An 18,033-nucleotide genomic window follows, 5' to 3' on the forward strand; every position below is an offset into this window, starting at 1 on the left:
CTCATGAGCTTTCTGATTCCTGCCGCTTACGCGGACGCCGCAGCCCCTGCTGTCGCCGGCCCGGCCGGTACCGGTTTCGAATGGATTTTCCTGGTGGGTTTCCTGGTCATCTTCTACCTGATGATCTGGCGTCCACAGGCCAAACGCGCAAAAGAGCAGAAAAACCTGCTGGGCAATCTGCAAAAGGGTGATGAAGTTGTCACCAACGGCGGTATCGCCGGCAAGATCGTCAAAGTCAGCGATGACTTCGTAGTTCTGGAAGTCTCCGACACGGTTGAACTGAAGTTCCAGAAAGGCGCTGTAGCGGCAACCCTGCCGAAGGGTACGCTCAAAGCGATCTAAGTTAAGTTTTTTACCAATCGACGGGGCGCGCAAGGCGCCCCGCGTCTTGAACGGGCGGCGTGATGCTGAACAAAACTCCTCTATGGAAATGCGCACTGATCCTGGTGGTACTGGTGATCGGTTTTATTTATTCCGCTCCCAATCTCTACCCTGACGATCCGGCTATCCAGGTCAGCGGCGCCAGCACTGCGCTGCAGGTCAACCAGGCCGATCTGGACCGTGTCAGCAAGGCGCTGGTCGATGCCGGGATCGCGGTCAAGGGCGCAAACTTGGGTGAAAATGGCCGGGGCGCGCTGCTGCGTCTGACCAAGCAGGAAGACCAGCTTCCCGCCAAGGATGTTGTGCGCAAGGCACTGGGCGACGATTACGTGGTGGCGCTGAACCTGGCCCCGACCACGCCAAAATGGCTGCGCAGCGTCGGTGCTCATCCGATGAAGCTGGGTCTGGACCTTTCCGGTGGTGTGCACTTCCTTCTTGAAGTGGACATGGAAAAGGCCATGCAAGCGCGCCTGAAAGTCTACGAAGGTGAAGTGAAGAGCCTGCTGCGCAAGGAGCGCGTGCGCTACCGCAGCCTGCCGCAACAGGATGGTGGCATCCAGTTGGGCTTCTCCGACGATGCGTCCCGCGAACAGGCCCGCAGCCTGATCCGCAAGAATTTCAACGATTTCGACCTGACCACCAGCGAGCGTAACGACCTGTTCGTGCTGCGCCTGGCGATCACGCCGGCGAAGATCACGGAAATCCGTGAATACTCGATCAAGCAGAACTTGACCACGGTACGTAACCGCGTCAACGAGCTGGGCGTCGCCGAGCCGCTGGTTCAGCGCCAGGGTGCCAACCGCATCGTGGTTGAGCTGCCGGGTGTGCAGGACACCGCCGAAGCCAAGCGTATTCTCGGCAAGACCGCCAACCTGGAATTCCGCCTGGGCGCCGAGCCTGGTGCGTCGAAAGCCACTACCGAGGTCTTCGAGTTCCGTGAAGGCGGTCGCTCCGCGCCAGTCGAGCGTGGTCTGATCATCACCGGTGACCAGGTTACCGATGCCCAGGCCAGCTATGACGAGCACGGCCGTCCGCAGGTGAACATCCGTCTCGATGGCCACGGCGGCGAGCTGATGAGCCGCGCGACCCGCAGCAACGTCGGTCGCAGCATGGCGGTGATCTTCATCGAACAGCGTCCGATGACTCGCTATGAGAAGCAGGTGGTCGACGGCGTCGAGAAAGACGTCGCTATCCAGACCTTCAAGGAAGAGAAGAAGATCATCAGCCTGGCGACCATCCAGTCGCCGCTGGGCAGTCAGTTCCGCATCACCGGCCTGAACGGCCAGGGTGAATCGTCCGAACTGGCCCTGCTGCTGCGTGCCGGTGGTCTGGCTGCGCCGATGTACTTCGCTGAAGAGCGCACCATTGGTCCGAGCCTGGGTGCTGACAACATCACCAAGGGTATCGATGCGTCGCTGTGGGGCATGCTGTTCGTCTCGCTGTTCATCATGGCCATCTACCGGTTCTTCGGTCTGATCGCCACCGTCGCCCTGGCGGGCAACATGGTCCTGCTGCTGGCACTGATGTCGGTGCTCGGCGCGACCCTGACCCTGCCTGGTATCGCCGGTATCGTGTTGACCATGGGTATGGCGGTGGACGCCAACGTGCTGATCTTCTCGCGTATCCGCGAGGAATTGGCCAACGGGATGTCCGTGCAGCGCGCCATCAACGAAGGTTTCGACCGTGCCTACACGGCGATTCTCGACGCCAACCTCACGACGTTGCTGGTCGGCGGCATCCTTTTCGCAATGGGCACCGGCCCGGTCAAGGGCTTCGCGGTCACCATGTCGCTGGGTATCTTCACCTCGATGTTCACTGCCATCATGGTTACCCGTGCGATCGTCAACGGGATCTATGGCGGGCGTGACTTCAAGAAGCTGTGGATTTAAGGGGCTGCCATGCTACGTACGATCAACTTCATGGGCGTGCGCAATGTTGCGTTCGCCATCACCATGCTCCTTACCGTTCTGGCGTTGTTCAGCTGGTTCCACAAAGGGCTGAACTTCGGCCTGGACTTCACCGGCGGTACGCTCATCGAGCTGACCTACGAGCGTCCGGCTGATCTGACCCAGGTTCGCGAAGAGCTGGTCAAGTCCGGCTTCCACGACGCCGTGGTGCAGAGCTTCGGTGCGACCACCGACCTGCTGGTGCGTATGCCGGGCGACGACCCGCTGCTGGGCAACCGCGTTTCCGAGGCGTTGCAGAAGGCCGGCGGCGACAACCCGGCGACCGTCAAGCGCGTCGAGTTCGTCGGCCCGCAGGTCGGCGAGGAACTGCGTGACCAGGGCGGCCTCGGCATGCTCCTGGCGCTGGGCGGGATCATGATCTACCTGGCCTTCCGCTTTCAGTGGAAGTTCGCGGTCGGCGCGATCATCTCGCTGATCCACGACGTGGTCGTGACCATGGGTATCCTGTCGTTCTTCCAGATCACCTTCGACCTGACGGTGCTGGCGGCGGTACTGGCGATCATCGGTTACTCGCTCAACGACACCATCGTCGTGTTCGACCGGGTTCGCGAGAACTTCCGCGTTCTGCGCAAGGCAACGCTGATCGAGAACATCAATATCTCGACCACCCAAACCTTGCTGCGTACCGTGGCGACTTCGGTGTCGACCTTGCTGGCCATCGCCGCACTGCTGTTCTTCGGCGGCGACAACCTGTACGGCTTCTCCGTGGCGCTGCTGGTGGGTGTTCTGGCGGGTACTTACTCGTCGATCTACATCGCCAACGTGGTGCTGATCTGGCTGAACCTGAACACCGAAGACCTGATTCCTCCGGTTAAAACCGAAGGTGTGGACGAGCGTCCATAAGGCTTTTTCCTACGCCTCAGGCGGAAGAGGAAGGCGCGAGTATTGAACTCGCGCCTTTTTTTTTGCTCCAAGGCTGGGAGAAGCGCGGGCAAAACCCGCAGGTAAATCAGGAGGTTCACGTGAATAAGTCGATGCTGGTGGGTGCGGTACTGGGTGCTGTCGGTGTGACTGCCGGAGGTGCTGTCGCGACCTACAGCCTGGTCAACAGTGGGCCGGAATACGCCCAGGTGCTGGGTGTGCAGCCGGTCAAGCAGACTGTGAAGACGCCACGGGAAGTCTGCAAGGATGTGACGGTTACGCGGCAGAAGCCCGTGCAGGACCAGCACCAGATCGCCGGTACCGTGCTCGGTGCGGTGGCGGGCGGGTTGCTCGGCAATCAGATCGGTGGCGGCACCGGCAAGAAGATCGCCACGGTGGCCGGTGCGGTTGGCGGCGGTTATGCCGGCAACAAGGTTCAGGAAAACATGCAGAACAACGACACCTACTCCACGACACAGACCCGTTGCAACACGGTCAATGACGTCAGCGAGAAGGTGATTGGCTATGACGTGAAGTATTCGGTCGGCGAGAAGGTCGGTCAGGTGCGCATGGACCGTGATCCTGGGTCGCAGATTCCGCTGGATAAGCAGGGCAATCTGGTTTTGGGGCAGGCGCAGCCGGCTCAGTAATGAGGCCCTGAAATCCGACCAAAAAAAAGCACCTCGAAAGGTGCTTTTTTCATGTCTGGCTAAAAACTCAGCGCTTGACCGAAGGCGGCAGGTGCGGCTGGATAGCCGTCAGCACAGCCTTGAAGCACTTGATGTTGCCGGCAACGACGTGGCCTTTCTCAAGGAAATCGTGACCACCGGTGAAGTCGCTCACCAGGCCGCCCGCTTCCTGGATCAGCAGCGCGCCCGCAGCCATGTCCCATTCGGACAGGCCCGACTCCCAGAAGGCGTCGAAACGACCAGCGGCAACGTAGGCCAGGTCCAGGCTGGCGGAACCGGCGCGGCGGATGCCGGCGGTCTGGCCGACCAGAGCGCGGAACATGCCCAGGTAGTTGTCCAGGTATTCCATCTGGTTGTCACGGAACGGGAAGCCGGTGCCGAGCAGGGCGCCTTCCAGGCTGGTACGCGAGCTGACACGCAGGCGACGGCCGTTCAGCTGGGCGCCACGGCCACGGCTGGCGGTGAATTCTTCCTGGCGAACCGGGTCCAGTACGACGGCGTGCTCAAGGCGGCCGCGGTATTTGCAGGCGATGCTGACAGCAAAGTGAGGAACGCCACGCAGGAAGTTGGTGGTGCCATCGAGTGGGTCGATGATCCACAGGTAGTCTTCGCCTTCACCGCTGCCGGCGTGCAGGCCGGTCTCTTCGCCTTGGATGGCGTGGGTCGGGTAGGCTTTGCGCAGCGCTTCGATGATGACTTTCTCGGCGGCGCGATCAACTTCGGACACGTAATCCTTGGCGTCCTTCTCATCAACCTTGATGGTATCCAGGCGCTCGATTGAGCGGAAAATCAGTTCGCTGGCGCTGCGGGCGGCGCGCAGCGCGATATTCAGCATGGGCTGCATGGACGTTTCACCTGAGTGTTAAAGAAAGCCGCACATTCTATCAGAAAACTTTCCGGGCAGAAGGGCAACATTTGCTTACGTAGCTTAATGGCGGTCGCTTCTGTAAGATTTGCTCCCCTCTTTTTAGTGTCTGAGAGCGCCTGCCGTGCTGGAAAATATTCGTGTCGTTCTGGTTTGTACCAGCCACCCCGGCAATATCGGAGGCGCTGCGCGTGCCATGAAGAACATGGGCCTGTCGCGGCTGGTGCTGGTGAGTCCTGCGGATTTCCCGTCGCCCGAGGCCAGCGCACGCGCCTCCGGTGCTGACGATGTGCTGACAGGTGCCCAGGTGGTTTCCACCCTTGAAGATGCGCTGGTCGGCTGCACCCTGGTGATCGGCACCAGCGCGCGCAGTCGCAGCCTGCCCTGGCCGATGCTCGAACCGCGCGAGTGCGGCACCGAAGTTACCGGACGAGCGGCGCAGGGCGAGCAGGTCGCCCTGGTCTTCGGTCGTGAACACGCCGGCCTGACCAATGAAGAACTGCAGCGATGCCATTACCACGTGCACATCCCGTCCAATCCGGATTTCAGCTCGCTGAACCTGGCGGCGGCGGTGCAGGTGCTGAGCTACGAAGTCCGCACGGCCTGGCTGGCGCAGGCGTCGCAGCCTGAAAAAACGGAAAAGGACGAGCCGGTCGAAGAGCTGGCCACCATGGATGAAATGGAGCGGTTCTACGGGCATCTGGAAGACACGCTGGTGCAGATCGGTTTCCTCGATCCGTCCCGGCCCAAGCACCTGATGCCGCGATTGCGTCGCCTGTTCGGGCGCAGTGCGGTGAATCGTTCGGAAATGAGTATTTTGCGCGGCATCCTCACCGAAACCCAGAAAGCGGCCCGGGGCGATGCACACAAGCGGAAGGATCAATAATGTTCGAGCGTCTGCGTGAAGATATCCAAAGCGTATTCCACCGTGACCCGGCGGCACGCAATGCCTTTGAGGTGCTGACCTGCTATCCGGGCATGCACGCGATCTGGCTGCACCGCGCGGCGCATTGTCTGTGGAAGAAGGACTGGAAGTGGCTGGCCCGGCTGGTGTCGAACTTCGGCCGCTGGATGACCGGTATCGAGATTCACCCGGGCGCCAAGGTCGGTCGGCGTTTCTTCATCGACCATGGCATGGGCATCGTGATCGGTGAGACCGCCGAGATCGGCGACGATGTCACCCTGTACCAGGGTGTGACCCTCGGCGGCACCAGCTGGAACAAGGGCAAGCGCCATCCGACCCTGGAAGACGGCGTTGTGGTCGGTGCCGGGGCCAAGGTGCTCGGCCCGTTCACGGTGGGTGCCGGAGCCAAGATCGGCTCCAACGCAGTGGTCACCAAGGCTGTGCCGGCCGGCGCCACGGCGGTGGGAATTCCGGGGCGGATCATCGTCAAGTCCGATGTCGAGCAGGAAGCCCGGCGCAAGGCCATGGCCGAGAAGATCGGCTTCGATGCCTACGGCGTCAGCGAAGACATGCCCGACCCGGTGGCCCGCGCCATTGGTCAGTTGCTCGATCACCTGCAAGCGGTGGACGGGCGCCTGGAAGACATGTGCGGTGCGCTGAAAAACCTCGGCAGCGACTACTGCGCCAAGGAGCTTCCGGCCTTGCATGAAGAAGATTTCGCCTGCGTCAAAGGCGAGGTTCGCAGCGACGCGCCGACGCATTGACAGGCCGTTCGTTACAAGGGGCGTGTGCTCACGCCCTGATCTTGCTATCATCGCGCCCGCCGTTCAGGCGCAATCCCGACTAAAGCAGTAGGTCTTATAGTTGACTTAAATGCTCGGGAATCGCATACTCGCACACATCCTGTAACTCCCGTGGTATCAAATAGCCATGCGACTGACTACTAAAGGCCGATACGCCGTGACTGCCATGCTCGACCTGGCACTGCACGCGCAAAATGGGCCGGTGTCCCTGGCCGACATCTCTGAGCGCCAAGGCATTTCCCTCTCTTATCTGGAGCAGTTGTTCGCCAAACTGCGCCGCGCCAACCTGGTTTCCAGTGTGCGTGGTCCAGGCGGTGGCTATCAGCTCTCGCGAGTCATGGAAAGCATCCAGGTGGCCCAGGTTATCGATGCGGTCAATGAATCGGTCGACGCAACCCGTTGCCAAGGCCTCGGCGATTGCCATGCCGGCGACACCTGCCTGACCCACCACCTGTGGTGCGACCTCAGTGCACGAATCCACGAATTCCTCAGCGGAATCAGCCTGGCCGACCTAGTGACCCGCCGAGAGGTCCAGGAAGTGGCCCAGCGCCAGGACCTTCGCCGCATTGCCGGCCGAGCCCCGCATCTGGACAAGATTGAAACGTCCGCCGTCGAATGACCGTTTCGAACGAGCGACGCGCCTGCCTGATAGGAGAGATTCAATGAAGTTGCCGATCTACCTCGATTACTCCGCGACCACTCCGGTCGACCCACGTGTCGCCCAGAAGATGAGCGAATGCCTGCTGGTCGACGGGAACTTCGGTAACCCGGCGTCGCGCTCCCACGTCTTCGGCTGGAAAGCTGAAGAGTCGGTCGAAAACGCTCGCCGCCAGGTCGCTGACCTGGTCAATGCCGACCCACGCGAAATCGTCTGGACCAGCGGTGCCACCGAGTCCGACAACCTGGCGTTGAAAGGTGTCGCGCACTTCTACAGCACCAAGGGCAAGCACATCATCACCTCCAAGATCGAGCACAAAGCGGTCCTGGACAGCACTCGCCAACTCGAGCGCGAAGGCTTCGAAGTCACCTACCTCGAGCCTGGCAGCGACGGCCTGATCACTCCGGCCATGATCGAAGCGGCCCTGCGCGACGACACCATCCTCGTGTCGATCATGCATGTGAACAACGAGATCGGCACCATCAACGACATCGCCGCCATCGGTGAACTGACCCGCTCCCGCGGTGTGATGTTCCACGTCGACGCGGCTCAGTCCACTGGCAAGGTCGAGATCGACCTGCAGAAGCTGAAAGTCGACCTGATGTCCTTCTCCGCCCACAAAACCTATGGCCCGAAAGGCATTGGCGCGCTGTACGTCAGCCGCAAGCCGCGGGTTCGCCTGGAAGCTGCCATGCACGGCGGTGGTCATGAGCGCGGCATGCGTTCGGGCACCCTGGCGACCCACCAGATCGTCGGCATGGGCGAAGCCTTCGCCGTTGCCAAAGAGCTGATGGCCAGCGAGAACGTGCGCATCAAGGCCCTGAGCGATCGCTTCTTCAAACAGGTCGAAGGCCTGGAAGAGCTGTACGTCAACGGCAGCCTGACCGCGCGCATCCCGCACAACCTGAACCTGAGCTTCAACTACGTCGAAGGCGAGTCGCTGATCATGGCGCTCAAGGACCTGGCCGTATCGTCCGGTTCTGCATGCACTTCGGCATCCCTCGAGCCGTCCTATGTCCTGCGCGCCCTGGGCCGCAACGACGAACTGGCGCATAGCTCGATCCGCTTCACCTTCGGCCGCTTCACCACCGAAGAAGAAATCGACTACGCCGCGCAGAAGGTCTGCGAGGCCGTTACCAAGCTGCGCGAATTGTCGCCGCTGTGGGATATGTACAAAGACGGCGTCGACATCTCCAAGATCGAGTGGGCTGCGCACTAAGTAGTCGCCGGCAAGAGCGGCTCTCTGATGAGGAAGGAATTGCACCATGGCATACAGTGAAAAGGTCATCGACCACTACGAAAACCCGCGCAACGTCGGCAAGATGAATGCCGAAGACCCGGATGTTGGCACCGGCATGGTCGGCGCTCCGGCGTGCGGCGACGTGATGCGCCTGCAGATCAAGGTCAACGAGCAGGGCGTCATCGAAGACGCCAAGTTCAAGACCTACGGCTGTGGCTCGGCCATCGCTTCCAGCTCCCTCGCCACCGAGTGGATGAAGGGCAAGACCCTGGACGAAGCCGAGACCATCAAGAACACGCAGCTGGCCGAAGAACTGGCCCTGCCGCCGGTCAAGATCCACTGCTCGGTACTCGCCGAAGACGCCATCAAGGCGGCCGTTCGCGACTACAAGCAGAAGAAAGGTCTGATCTGAACCACCTTCAGCAGGTTTAAGGAGTCTCGATGGCTATCAGCATGACAGAAGCCGCCGCCAACCACGTGCGGCGCTCCCTCGAAGGACGCGGCAAGGGTGACGGTGTTCGCCTGGGTGTCCGTACTACCGGCTGCTCCGGTCTGGCCTACGTGCTGGAGTTCGTTGACGAGCCGAACGGCGAAGACGAAGTGTTCGAAAGTCACGGTGTGAAAGTGATCATCGACCCGAAAAGTCTGGTGTACCTCGACGGTACCGAGCTGGACTTCGTCAAGGAAGGGTTGAACGAAGGCTTCAAGTTCAACAACCCCAACGTGCGCGGTGAGTGTGGCTGCGGCGAAAGCTTCAACGTCTGAGGCTGCGCGTGGGTACTCCTTGTCATTTCGCCCTGTTTGAACTGCAGCCGGACTTCCGTCTGGACCTCGAGCAACTGGCCGCCCGCTACCGCGAGCTGGCCCGTGCCGTGCATCCAGACCGGTTCGCCGATGCGTCCGAGCGCGAACAGCGCCTGGCGCTGGAGCGGTCCGCTGGTCTCAACGATGCCTATCAGACCCTCAAGAGCGCGCCCCGTCGGGCGCGTTACCTGTTGGCGCTCGGCGGCCATGAAGTGCCGCAGGAAGTCACCGTCCACGATCCCGAGTTTCTCTTCCAGCAGATGCAGTGGCGCGAAGAGCTCGAAGACCTCCAGGACAGTGCCGACCTCGATGGCGTGGCCGCGTTCAAGCGCCGCCTGAAAGCCGCCTCCGAAGCCCTCAACGAGGAGTTCGCCGCTTGCTGGAACGACGCCGCGCAGCGTGAACAGGCCGAACGCCTGATGCGCCGCATGCAGTTCCTCGACAAGCTCGCCTACGAAGTGCGCCAGCTGGAAGAGCGCCTCGACGATTAACCCGGTGCCGCCCCTGGCGACACCCCTGGTATTCAGATAAGCATGGCCCTACTGCAGATCGCCGAACCCGGTCAGACTCCTCAACCCCACCAGCGCCGACTGGCCGTGGGTATCGACCTGGGTACTACCAATTCGCTGGTCGCTGCCCTGCGCAGTGGTCTTTCCGCTCCGTTGCCCGATGCCGAAGGCCGGGTCATCCTGCCGTCCGCGGTGCGCTACCACGCCGACCACGTCGATGTTGGTCACGTTGCCCGTGAGTCGGCCTCTGCCGATCCGCTGAACACCATCCTGTCGGTCAAGCGCCTGATGGGGCGTGGCCTTGCGGACGTCAAGCAACTGGGTGAGCAACTGCCTTACCGCTTCGTCGGCGGCGAGTCGCACATGCCGTTCATCGAGACGATCCAGGGGCCGAAGAGTCCGGTGGAAGTGTCCGCCGATATCCTCAAGGTGCTGCGCCAACGCGCTGAAGAAACCCTCGGTGGCGAACTGGTTGGCGCGGTGATCACCGTACCGGCGTATTTCGACGACGCTCAGCGCCAGGCCACCAAGGACGCCGCGCGTCTGGCCGGCCTCAACGTGCTGCGCCTGCTCAACGAGCCGACCGCTGCGGCTGTCGCCTACGGCCTGGACCAGAACGCCGAAGGCGTTGTGGCCATCTACGACCTGGGCGGCGGCACCTTCGATATTTCCATCCTGCGCCTGACCGGCGGTGTCTTCGAAGTGCTGGCCACCGGTGGCGATACCGCCCTGGGCGGCGATGATTTCGACCACGCCATTGCCAGTTGGATCGTACAGTCGGCCGGCTTGTCTTCCGACCTCGATCCCGGTGCGCAGCGTCGCCTGCTGGAAACCGCCTGCGCCGCCAAGGAAGCCCTGACCAGCGCTGATTCCGTGGCCGTGCGCTACGACGGCTGGCAAGCCGAGCTGACCCGTGACGCCTTCGATGCGCTGATCGAGCCGATGATCGCCCGCAGCCTGAAAGCCTGCCGTCGCGCCGTGCGTGACAGCGGTATCGAGCTGGAAGAAGTCGAAGCGGTGGTCATGGTCGGCGGCTCGACCCGTGTTCCTCGCGTGCGCAGTGCCGTGGGCGAGTTGTTCGGGCGTCAGCCGCTGACCGATATCGACCCGGATCAGGTGGTGGCCATTGGTGCCGCGATCCAGGCCGATACCCTGGCCGGCAACCGCCGCGAAGGTGGCGAATTGCTGCTGCTTGACGTGATTCCGCTGTCCCTGGGGCTGGAGACCATGGGCGGGCTGATGGAGAAGGTGATTCCGCGCAACACCACCATTCCGGTCGCCCGAGCCCAGGAATTCACCACCTACAAGGATGGCCAGACGGCCATGATGATCCACGTGCTCCAGGGTGAGCGCGAGTTGATCAGCGATTGCCGTTCCCTCGCCCGTTTCGAGTTGCGTGGCATTCCCGCCATGGTGGCCGGTGCGGCGAAGATCCGCGTGACCTTCCAGGTCGATGCCGACGGCCTGCTCAGCGTTTCGGCGCGGGAGCTGGGTTCGGGTGTCGAGTCGAGCATTCAGGTCAAGCCGTCCTACGGTCTGACCGACGGCGAAATCGCCCGCATGCTCAAGGACTCCTTCGAACACGCCGGCAACGACAAGGCGGCGCGCCAGTTGCGCGAACACCAGGTCGACGCCGAGCGCCTGCTCGAAGCGGTGCAGGGCGCGCTGGATGCCGACGGCGAGCGTTTGCTGGATGCCGAAGAGCGCCTGGCGATCGAACAACAGATGCAAGATTTGCGTGATTTGATGAGCGGCACCGATGGCTCGGCCATCGAGCAGCAGACCAAGCGTCTGTCGCAGGTGACCGATGCCTTTGCTGCCCGACGCCTTGATTCGACGGTCAAAGCCGCACTGGCCGGGCGCAACCTGAATGAGATCGAGGACAACTGATGCCGCAGGTTACATTTCTGCCCCACGAGAAGTTCTGTCCGGACGGCTTGACCGTCGAGGCAGCACCGGGGACTTCCATTCTCGAACTGGCCCATGACCACCACATCGAGATCGAAAGCGCCTGTGGCGGCGTGTGTGCCTGCACCACCTGTCACTGCATCGTTCGCCAGGGTTTCGACTCGGTCGAGGAAGCGGACGAGCTGGAAGAAGACATGCTGGACAAGGCCTGGGGCCTGGAAGCGCAGTCTCGTCTGGCCTGCCAGGTGGTCGTTGGTGAAGACGACCTGACCATCGAGATTCCGAAGTACTCGCTCAACCACGCCGCCGAAGCGCCGCATTGATTCTGGAGCCGACATGAGCCTGAAATGGGTTGATGTACTTGAAATTGCTATCCAGCTTGCCGAAAGCAAGCCGGAAGTCGATCCTCGCTACGTGAATTTCGTCGATCTGCATCGCTGGGTGCTGGCTTTGCCAGATTTCAGCGACGATCCGGCCCGCGGCGGCGAGAAGGTCCTGGAAGCCATTCAGGGCGCCTGGATCGAAGAAGCCGACTGAGCGCACTCGGCAGGTTAGGCAATCCCCCGGAACCCGCGTATAATTCGCGGGTTTAATTTTTCGCATCACTTACTGTTTCTGGAGTTACACCATGGCTGTTCAACGTACTTTCTCCATCATCAAGCCTGACGCCGTTGCCAAGAACGTCATCGGCAAAATCACCACCCGTTTCGAAGACGCCGGCCTGAAAATCGTTGCTTCGAAAATCAAGCAACTGTCCAAGGCCGAAGCTGAAGGCTTCTACGCCGAGCACGCAGAGCGCGGTTTCTTCGGTGACCTGGTTGCCTTCATGACCTCCGGTCCAGTTGTTGTTCAGGTTCTGGAAGGCGAAAACGCCATCGCTCGCAACCGTGAGCTGATGGGCGCTACCAACCCTAAAGAAGCTGCTGCCGGCACCATCCGTGCTGACTTCGCCGAGTCCATCGACGCCAACGCCGTTCACGGTTCGGACTCCGAAGCCGCTGCTGCTCGCGAAATCGCTTACTTCTTCGCAGCTACCGAGGTAACCACTCGCTAAGCCACGGCTTTCGAGTGAGGGTGAATCCATGACTACATCGACTGGCAAAACTAACCTGTTGGGACTTACCCAGCCGGAAATGGAAAAATTCTTCGACTCGATAGGGGAGAAGCGCTTCCGTGCCGGTCAGGTAATGAAATGGATTCACCACTTTGGCGTCGATGATTTCGACGCCATGACCAACGTCGGCAAGGCGCTGCGCGAAAAGCTCAAATCGTGCGCCGAGATTCGCGGCCCGGAAGTGGTCAGCGAGGACATCTCCAGCGACGGCACCCGTAAATGGGTGGTGCGCGTGGCCTCTGGCAGTTGCGTCGAAACCGTCTACATCCCCCAGGGCAAGCGCGGTACGTTGTGCGTATCGTCTCAGGCCGGTTGTGCTCTGGACTGCAGTTTCTGCTCCACCGGCAAGCAAGGATTCAACAGCAACCTCACCGCCGCCGAAGTCATCGGCCAGGTGTGGATTGCCAACAAGTCGTTCGGCAGCGTGCCGGCCACCATCGACCGCGCCATCACCAACGTGGTGATGATGGGCATGGGTGAGCCACTGCTGAACTTCGACAACGTGGTCGCCGCCATGCACCTGATGATGGACGACCTCGGCTATGGCATTTCCAAGCGCCGGGTGACCCTGTCCACCTCCGGCGTGGTGCCGATGATCGATGAGCTGGCCAAGCACATCGACGTCTCCCTGGCCCTGTCGCTGCACGCGCCGAACGACGCGCTGCGCAACGAACTGGTGCCGATCAACAAGAAGTACCCGCTCAAGGTTCTGCTCGAGTCGTGTATGCGCTACATGTCCGAGCTGGGCGAGAAGCGCGTACTGACCATCGAGTACACCCTGCTCAAGGACGTCAACGACAAGCTCGAACACGCCCAGGAAATGGCCGAGCTGCTGAAGAACGTGCCGTGCAAGATCAACCTGATCCCGTTCAACCCGTTCCCGCACTCCGGCTACGAGCGTCCGAGCAACAACGCGATCCGCCGTTTCCAGGACTGCCTGCACCACGCCGGTTACAACGTGACCGTGCGCACCACGCGTGGTGAAGACATTGATGCCGCGTGCGGGCAACTGGTCGGCCAGGTCATGGACCGTACCCGTCGCAGTGAGCGCTATATCGCTGTGCGGCAATTGAACGCCGACGCCGATTCCAGCGGCGCGGCGGGCAACTGAGACGAGGACCGCCATGACCTTGCGCGTCGCGCTGCCGCTTCTCCTGCTGACGCTGCTTTACGGCTGCGCCACGCCCGGTGGCAAGGCGCGAGACGAGTCCCGCAAGGCTTATGTGCAATTGGGTCTGGGGTATCTGCAACAAGGCCAGAGCGAAAGGGCGAAGATTCCCTTGAAGAAGGCCCTGGCGCTCGGCGCCGATGATGCCGAGGTCAACGCGGCGCTGGCACTGGTTTTCCAGCGCGAGGACGAGCCGGCACTGGCCCGGATGCACTTCCAGAAGGCCTTGTCGGCCCAGCCCCATGACTCGCGCATTCGCAACAACTACGGTGGTTTTCTCTACAGCCAGGGGCAATATGCCGAGGCGCAGCAGATGTTTCGCCAAGCGTCGGCCGATACCCTGTATCCTGAGCGGTCCCGGGTGTTCGAGAACCTCGGATTGACGGCCATCAGGCTGGGTCAGCGCGACCAGGCGCGGGAATACCTGGAAAAAGCTTTGCGTCTCAACCAGCAGCAGCCTCGGGCCTTGCTGGAAATGGCTGAGATGTCTTACGAAGACAGGCATTATGTGCCAGCTCGCGCGTTCTACGACCGGCACAGCCGCTTGAGTGAACCGAGTGCACGCAGCCTGTTGCTGGGCAACCGCCTGGCGACCGTCTTCGAAGAACGGACCGCAGCCGCCGAACTGGGCCTGCAATTACAACGACTTTATCCCGGTACGCCGGAATATCAGCAATACCTGTCGGAGCAATGATGAAAGCGGCGCATCCCGAAGTAGCACCAGCGACTCGCGAAAATCCCGGTGAGATTCTGCGTCAGGCTCGTGAGAGCCGGGACTTGTCGCAGGCCGAAGTGGCCCGCAAGCTCAACCTGACCGTGAGTTCCCTGAACAACCTCGAATCCGGCGCATTCGACAAGCTGCCGGGTCACACCTTCGCCCGCGGCTATATCCGCGCCTACGCCAAGCTATTGGAGATGGACCAGGCCGCACTGGTCCAGGCCTTCGACCATTACACCGGTACGCATGCCCAGGGCAGTGACGTACACGCGCTGGGTCGTATCGAAGAGCCGGTTCGTCTTTCCCACAACATCATGCGCATCGTCAGCCTGCTGCTGTTGGTCCTGGTGGTCGGTGGCGGCTTCGTCTGGTGGCAAGACCAGAGCAGCCTGCGCGGCAAGGACCAGGCAAACATTGCCCTGGAACATGTCGAAGTCGAAAGCGCCGATGGCACCACGCAGATTCATCAGTTGGACGAGCCTGAGGATCAGGCCGTGACCGCTGGCCAGGAACCGGAAGCCACCCCGCCCGCCACCGAGCAGGCGCCTGCGGCTACCGCCGAAGCGCCGGCCCCGGTCCAGGCGCCCGCTGCTGCGGCAACACATCCTGCTGCGCCAGTGACTCCAGCCGCTCCGGCTGCCGCTGCACCTGCACCGGCAGTGCCCGCTGCACCGGTGGTCAGCGCCCCGGCTGTCGCGGCCGCGACGCCAGCGCCCGCTGCTCAGCCTGCCGCGGTCTCCGCGGGCAGTGGCCAACTGCACATGCAGTTCGTTGCCGATTGCTGGACCTCGGTGACCGACGGTAACGGCAAGGTGCTGTTCAGCGCCGTCAAGCGTAAGGGCGATACCCTGGAGCTGACCGGCAAACCACCTTTCTCGGTACGCCTGGGCTTTGCCCGTGGCGCGCAGATCACCTACAACGGTCAGGCTGTCGATGTCGCTCCGTTCACCAGTGGCGAAACCGCTCGCCTGAAGTTGGGGCAATAAGTCATGCACGGCGAATCTCCTATCAAACGTCGCGAATCCAGAAAGATCTGGGTCGGTAACGTGCCTGTCGGCGGCGATGCTCCCATCGCTGTCCAGAGCATGACCAACACCGACACCAACGACGTTGCCGCCACCGTGGCGCAGATCAACCGTCTGGTAGACGCCGGCGTCGACATCGTCCGGGTTTCCGTCCCGGACATGGATGCCGCCGAAGCCTTCGGGCGCATCAAGCAACTGGTCAGCGTGCCGCTGGTCGCCGATATCCATTTCGATTACCGCATTGCCCTGCGTGTCGCCGAGCTGGGCGTTGACTGCCTGCGTATCAACCCGGGCAACATCGGTCGCGAAGACCGTGTGCGTGCCGTGGTCGATGCCGCTCGCGACCGGGGCATCCCGATCCGCATCGGCGTCAACGCCGGTTCCCTGGAAAAGGACCTGCAGAAGAAGTACGGCGAACCGACCCCGGCCGCGTTGGTGGAGTCGGCACTGCGCCATGTCGAGCACCTTGATCGCCTGAATTTCCAGGACTTCAAGGTCAGCGTGAAGGCTTCCGACGTGTTCATGGCCGTTGAGGCCTACCGTCTGCTGGCCAAGCAGATCGTTCAGCCGCTGCACCTGGGTATTACCGAAGCCGGTGGCCTGCGTTCGGGCACGGTGAAATCGGCGGTCGGCCTCGGTATGCTGCTCGCCGACGGGATTGGCGATACTATTCGCATTTCACTTGCGGCCGACCCGGTTGAAGAAGTGAAAGTCGGCTACGACATCCTCAAATCGCTGCACCTGCGTTCCCGTGGCATCAACTTCATCGCCTGCCCGAGCTGCTCGCGGCAGAACTTCGATGTGGTCAAGACCATGAACGAGCTTGAAGGCCGTCTGGAAGACCTGCTGGTGCCGATGGACGTCGCGGTGATCGGTTGTGTGGTCAACGGACCCGGCGAAGCCAAGGAAGCCCATGTCGGGCTGACCGGTGGCACGCCGAACCTGATCTACATCGACGGCAAGCCGGCGCAGAAGCTGACCAATGACAACCTGGTCGAGGAGCTTGAAAGGCTCATTCGCCAGAAAGCGGCCGAGAAGGCCGAGGCCGACGCGGCAGTGATTGCCCGCGGTTGACCGCTACAGATTTCGTTAAGGATTTTCCGTGAGCAAATCGCTGCAAGCCATCCGTGGCATGAACGACATCCTGCCCGAGCAGACGCCGCTGTGGCGCTACTTCGAGAGCACCGTTGCAGGTCTGCTGGATACCTACGGCTATCGCCAGATCCGCATGCCGATCGTCGAGTTCACCGAGCTGTTCAAGCGCTCCATCGGTGAAGTGACCGACATCGTCGAAAAAGAGATGTACACCTTCAACGACCGCAACGGTGACTCCCTGACCCTGCGCCCCGAAGGCACCGCGTCCTGCGTGCGTGCGGTGCTGGAGCACGGCATCAGCGGCGGCGGCCAGGTGCAGAAACTCTGGTACATCGGCCAGATGTTCCGTCACGAGCGTCCGCAGAAAGGCCGTTATCGCCAGTTCAACCAGATCGGTATCGAGGTGTTCAACCTCGACGGCCCGGATATCGACGCCGAGCTGATCGTCCTGACCTGGCGCCTGTGGGGCCTGCTGGGCCTGCGCGATGCGGTAAAACTGGAGCTCAACAGCCTGGGCACCAGCGAAGCGCGTGCCCGCTACCGTGATGCGCTGGTGGAATTCCTGTCCGCCCGCCTCGAGCAACTGGACGAAGACAGCCAGCGCCGTCTGAAGACCAACCCGCTGCGCATCCTCGACAGCAAGGACGCCAATACCCAGGCGGCCCTGGTTGGCGCCCCGAAGCTGGAAGAGTATCTGGACGAAGAGTCGCGGATTCACTTCGAAGGCCTGAAGTCGCGCCTGGATGCCGCCGGCATTCCTTATGTGATCAACACCAAGCTGGTGCGTGGTCTCGACTACTACAGCAAGACCGTGTTCGAGTGGGTCACCGACAAGCTCGGCTCCCAGGGCACCGTCTGTGCCGGCGGCCGTTACGACGGTCTGGTCGAGCAGATGGGCGGCAAGCCGACCCCGGGCGTTGGTTTCGCCATGGGTATCGAGCGTCTGATCCTGCTGCTGGAAACCCTCGAGCTGGTGCCTGAGTCGATTTCCCGTCAGGTCGACGTCTACCTCTGCGCCTTCGGCGAGCAAGCCGAACTGGCTGGCCTGCAACTGAGCGAGCGCCTGCGTGACCGCCTGCCGAACCTGCGCCTGCAGGTCAACGCCGGCGGCGGCAGCTTCAAGAGCCAGTTCAAGAAGGCCGACAAGAGCGCGGCGCTGTATGCGCTGATCCTCGGGGACGACGAACTGGCCCAACAAGTGGTAGGTTTCAAACCCCTGCGTGGTCAGGGCGAACAACAAAACATTGCCTGGGATGCTCTGGCTGAGCACCTGGAAGCTTCCCTCGCGCAGGCGTGAAGCGCCCATCAGCGGATTTGGTGAAAA

The 18,033-nt window shown here is 61.7% G+C and carries 21 protein-coding genes; 20 read left to right on the plus strand and 1 reads right to left on the minus strand.

Annotated elements, in window-relative coordinates; translation table 11 throughout:
- Window positions 1–3: 3 nt before the first annotated feature.
- The 4 genes from yajC to HWV67_RS09425 all read left to right on the plus strand — a co-directional run bounded on the left by yajC (window position 4) and on the right by HWV67_RS09425 (window position 3,859).
- Window positions 4–342, plus strand: a complete 339-nt coding sequence (gene yajC / locus HWV67_RS09410; protein WP_110968039.1) for a preprotein translocase subunit YajC — start codon at window positions 4–6, stop codon at window positions 340–342.
- Between the two features lie 62 nt (window positions 343–404).
- Entirely contained in the window at window positions 405–2,270 is a 1,866-nt protein-coding gene (gene secD / locus HWV67_RS09415) for a protein translocase subunit SecD (RefSeq protein ID WP_175651037.1), read from the plus strand.
- A gap of 9 nt (window positions 2,271–2,279) precedes the next feature.
- Window positions 2,280–3,191 (plus strand): protein translocase subunit SecF, encoded by a 912-nt coding sequence (gene secF / locus HWV67_RS09420; RefSeq protein WP_175651038.1) that lies wholly within the window; start codon window positions 2,280–2,282, stop codon window positions 3,189–3,191.
- Between the two features lie 119 nt (window positions 3,192–3,310).
- Complete coding sequence (locus HWV67_RS09425) at window positions 3,311–3,859, plus strand: glycine zipper 2TM domain-containing protein (RefSeq protein WP_095159532.1); 549 nt, start codon at window positions 3,311–3,313, stop codon at window positions 3,857–3,859.
- Window positions 3,860–3,926: 67 nt separating this feature from the next.
- Here the strand turns inward: HWV67_RS09425 and suhB are convergent, their stop codons facing one another.
- On the minus strand, window positions 3,927–4,742 hold the full coding sequence (gene suhB, locus HWV67_RS09430; RefSeq protein WP_110968043.1) for a type III secretion system regulator SuhB: 816 nt from the start codon (window positions 4,740–4,742) through the stop codon (window positions 3,927–3,929).
- A 145-nt stretch (window positions 4,743–4,887) separates the two neighbouring features.
- Here suhB and trmJ point away from each other — a divergent pair, with 145 nt between their 5' ends.
- The 16 genes from trmJ to hisS all read left to right on the plus strand — a co-directional run bounded on the left by trmJ (window position 4,888) and on the right by hisS (window position 18,006).
- Window positions 4,888–5,649 (plus strand): tRNA (cytosine(32)/uridine(32)-2'-O)-methyltransferase TrmJ, encoded by a 762-nt coding sequence (gene trmJ, locus HWV67_RS09435; RefSeq protein WP_175651039.1) that lies wholly within the window; start codon window positions 4,888–4,890, stop codon window positions 5,647–5,649.
- Entirely contained in the window at window positions 5,649–6,431 is a 783-nt protein-coding gene (cysE, locus tag HWV67_RS09440; RefSeq protein ID WP_095159534.1) for a serine O-acetyltransferase, read from the plus strand. The genes trmJ and cysE overlap by 1 nt, the downstream gene beginning before the upstream one ends.
- A 166-nt stretch (window positions 6,432–6,597) precedes the next feature.
- The gene (gene iscR, locus HWV67_RS09445; RefSeq protein WP_095159535.1) at window positions 6,598–7,089 is read left to right on the plus strand and encodes a Fe-S cluster assembly transcriptional regulator IscR; all 492 of its coding nucleotides are present in this window, start codon (window positions 6,598–6,600) and stop codon (window positions 7,087–7,089) included.
- Window positions 7,090–7,132: 43 nt separating this feature from the next.
- Complete coding sequence (locus tag HWV67_RS09450) at window positions 7,133–8,347, plus strand: IscS subfamily cysteine desulfurase (protein ID WP_095159536.1); 1,215 nt, start codon at window positions 7,133–7,135, stop codon at window positions 8,345–8,347.
- A 46-nt stretch (window positions 8,348–8,393) separates the two neighbouring features.
- Window positions 8,394–8,780: a Fe-S cluster assembly scaffold IscU gene (gene iscU / locus HWV67_RS09455; RefSeq protein WP_003248539.1), complete on the plus strand. Its 387-nt coding sequence runs from the start codon at window positions 8,394–8,396 to the stop codon at window positions 8,778–8,780.
- Window positions 8,781–8,809: 29 nt separating this feature from the next.
- Window positions 8,810–9,133: an iron-sulfur cluster assembly protein IscA gene (gene iscA / locus HWV67_RS09460; protein WP_095159537.1), complete on the plus strand. Its 324-nt coding sequence runs from the start codon at window positions 8,810–8,812 to the stop codon at window positions 9,131–9,133.
- Window positions 9,134–9,141: 8 nt separating this feature from the next.
- The gene (hscB, locus tag HWV67_RS09465) at window positions 9,142–9,663 is read left to right on the plus strand and encodes a co-chaperone HscB (protein WP_095159538.1); all 522 of its coding nucleotides are present in this window, start codon (window positions 9,142–9,144) and stop codon (window positions 9,661–9,663) included.
- Between the two features lie 42 nt (window positions 9,664–9,705).
- Window positions 9,706–11,571, plus strand: a complete 1,866-nt coding sequence (gene hscA, locus HWV67_RS09470; RefSeq protein ID WP_175651040.1) for a Fe-S protein assembly chaperone HscA — start codon at window positions 9,706–9,708, stop codon at window positions 11,569–11,571.
- The gene (gene fdx, locus HWV67_RS09475; protein ID WP_110968048.1) at window positions 11,571–11,912 is read left to right on the plus strand and encodes an ISC system 2Fe-2S type ferredoxin; all 342 of its coding nucleotides are present in this window, start codon (window positions 11,571–11,573) and stop codon (window positions 11,910–11,912) included. Before hscA ends, fdx begins: the two co-directional genes overlap by 1 nt.
- Before the next feature lie 13 nt (window positions 11,913–11,925).
- A complete protein-coding gene (gene iscX, locus HWV67_RS09480) occupies window positions 11,926–12,126 on the plus strand; it encodes a Fe-S cluster assembly protein IscX (RefSeq protein WP_095159541.1) in 201 nt (66 codons plus the stop codon).
- Between the two features lie 91 nt (window positions 12,127–12,217).
- The gene (ndk, locus tag HWV67_RS09485) at window positions 12,218–12,643 is read left to right on the plus strand and encodes a nucleoside-diphosphate kinase (protein WP_095159542.1); all 426 of its coding nucleotides are present in this window, start codon (window positions 12,218–12,220) and stop codon (window positions 12,641–12,643) included.
- A 28-nt stretch (window positions 12,644–12,671) separates the two neighbouring features.
- Entirely contained in the window at window positions 12,672–13,814 is a 1,143-nt protein-coding gene (gene rlmN / locus HWV67_RS09490) for a 23S rRNA (adenine(2503)-C(2))-methyltransferase RlmN (protein ID WP_095159543.1), read from the plus strand.
- A 13-nt stretch (window positions 13,815–13,827) separates the two neighbouring features.
- The gene (gene pilW / locus HWV67_RS09495; protein ID WP_175651041.1) at window positions 13,828–14,565 is read left to right on the plus strand and encodes a type IV pilus biogenesis/stability protein PilW; all 738 of its coding nucleotides are present in this window, start codon (window positions 13,828–13,830) and stop codon (window positions 14,563–14,565) included.
- Window positions 14,565–15,575, plus strand: coding sequence for a RodZ domain-containing protein (locus HWV67_RS09500; protein ID WP_175651042.1), 1,011 nt, complete (start codon window positions 14,565–14,567; stop codon window positions 15,573–15,575). Before pilW ends, HWV67_RS09500 begins: the two co-directional genes overlap by 1 nt.
- Before the next feature lie 3 nt (window positions 15,576–15,578).
- Window positions 15,579–16,688, plus strand: a complete 1,110-nt coding sequence (ispG, locus tag HWV67_RS09505) for a flavodoxin-dependent (E)-4-hydroxy-3-methylbut-2-enyl-diphosphate synthase (protein WP_175651043.1) — start codon at window positions 15,579–15,581, stop codon at window positions 16,686–16,688.
- A gap of 28 nt (window positions 16,689–16,716) precedes the next feature.
- Window positions 16,717–18,006 (plus strand): histidine--tRNA ligase, encoded by a 1,290-nt coding sequence (gene hisS, locus HWV67_RS09510; protein ID WP_095159547.1) that lies wholly within the window; start codon window positions 16,717–16,719, stop codon window positions 18,004–18,006.
- Window positions 18,007–18,033 lie beyond the last annotated feature (27 nt).

Source organism: Pseudomonas sp. Marseille-P9899 (assembly GCF_903166565.1).
Classification (GTDB): domain Bacteria; phylum Pseudomonadota; class Gammaproteobacteria; order Pseudomonadales; family Pseudomonadaceae; genus Aquipseudomonas; species Aquipseudomonas huaxiensis.

Excerpts from the sequence above, each read along its gene's own strand:
- ispG (WP_175651043.1), top strand. The coding sequence starts at position 15,579 with ATGCACGGCGAATCTCCTATCAAACGTCGCGAATCCAGAAAGATCTGG.
- iscA (WP_095159537.1), top strand. The coding sequence starts at position 8,810 with ATGGCTATCAGCATGACAGAAGCCGCCGCCAACCACGTGCGGCGCTCC.
- secF (WP_175651038.1), top strand. The coding sequence starts at position 2,280 with ATGCTACGTACGATCAACTTCATGGGCGTGCGCAATGTTGCGTTCGCC.
- yajC (WP_110968039.1), top strand. The coding sequence starts at position 4 with ATGAGCTTTCTGATTCCTGCCGCTTACGCGGACGCCGCAGCCCCTGCT.
- HWV67_RS09500 (WP_175651042.1), top strand. The coding sequence starts at position 14,565 with ATGAAAGCGGCGCATCCCGAAGTAGCACCAGCGACTCGCGAAAATCCC.
- secD (WP_175651037.1), top strand. The coding sequence starts at position 405 with ATGCTGAACAAAACTCCTCTATGGAAATGCGCACTGATCCTGGTGGTA.
- suhB (WP_110968043.1), bottom strand. The coding sequence starts at position 4,742 with ATGCAGCCCATGCTGAATATCGCGCTGCGCGCCGCCCGCAGCGCCAGC.
- ndk (WP_095159542.1), top strand. The coding sequence starts at position 12,218 with ATGGCTGTTCAACGTACTTTCTCCATCATCAAGCCTGACGCCGTTGCC.
- iscU (WP_003248539.1), top strand. The coding sequence starts at position 8,394 with ATGGCATACAGTGAAAAGGTCATCGACCACTACGAAAACCCGCGCAAC.
- iscR (WP_095159535.1), top strand. The coding sequence starts at position 6,598 with ATGCGACTGACTACTAAAGGCCGATACGCCGTGACTGCCATGCTCGAC.
- iscX (WP_095159541.1), top strand. The coding sequence starts at position 11,926 with ATGAGCCTGAAATGGGTTGATGTACTTGAAATTGCTATCCAGCTTGCC.
- hscA (WP_175651040.1), top strand. The coding sequence starts at position 9,706 with ATGGCCCTACTGCAGATCGCCGAACCCGGTCAGACTCCTCAACCCCAC.
- rlmN (WP_095159543.1), top strand. The coding sequence starts at position 12,672 with ATGACTACATCGACTGGCAAAACTAACCTGTTGGGACTTACCCAGCCG.
- cysE (WP_095159534.1), top strand. The coding sequence starts at position 5,649 with ATGTTCGAGCGTCTGCGTGAAGATATCCAAAGCGTATTCCACCGTGAC.
- fdx (WP_110968048.1), top strand. The coding sequence starts at position 11,571 with ATGCCGCAGGTTACATTTCTGCCCCACGAGAAGTTCTGTCCGGACGGC.
- HWV67_RS09450 (WP_095159536.1), top strand. The coding sequence starts at position 7,133 with ATGAAGTTGCCGATCTACCTCGATTACTCCGCGACCACTCCGGTCGAC.
- pilW (WP_175651041.1), top strand. The coding sequence starts at position 13,828 with ATGACCTTGCGCGTCGCGCTGCCGCTTCTCCTGCTGACGCTGCTTTAC.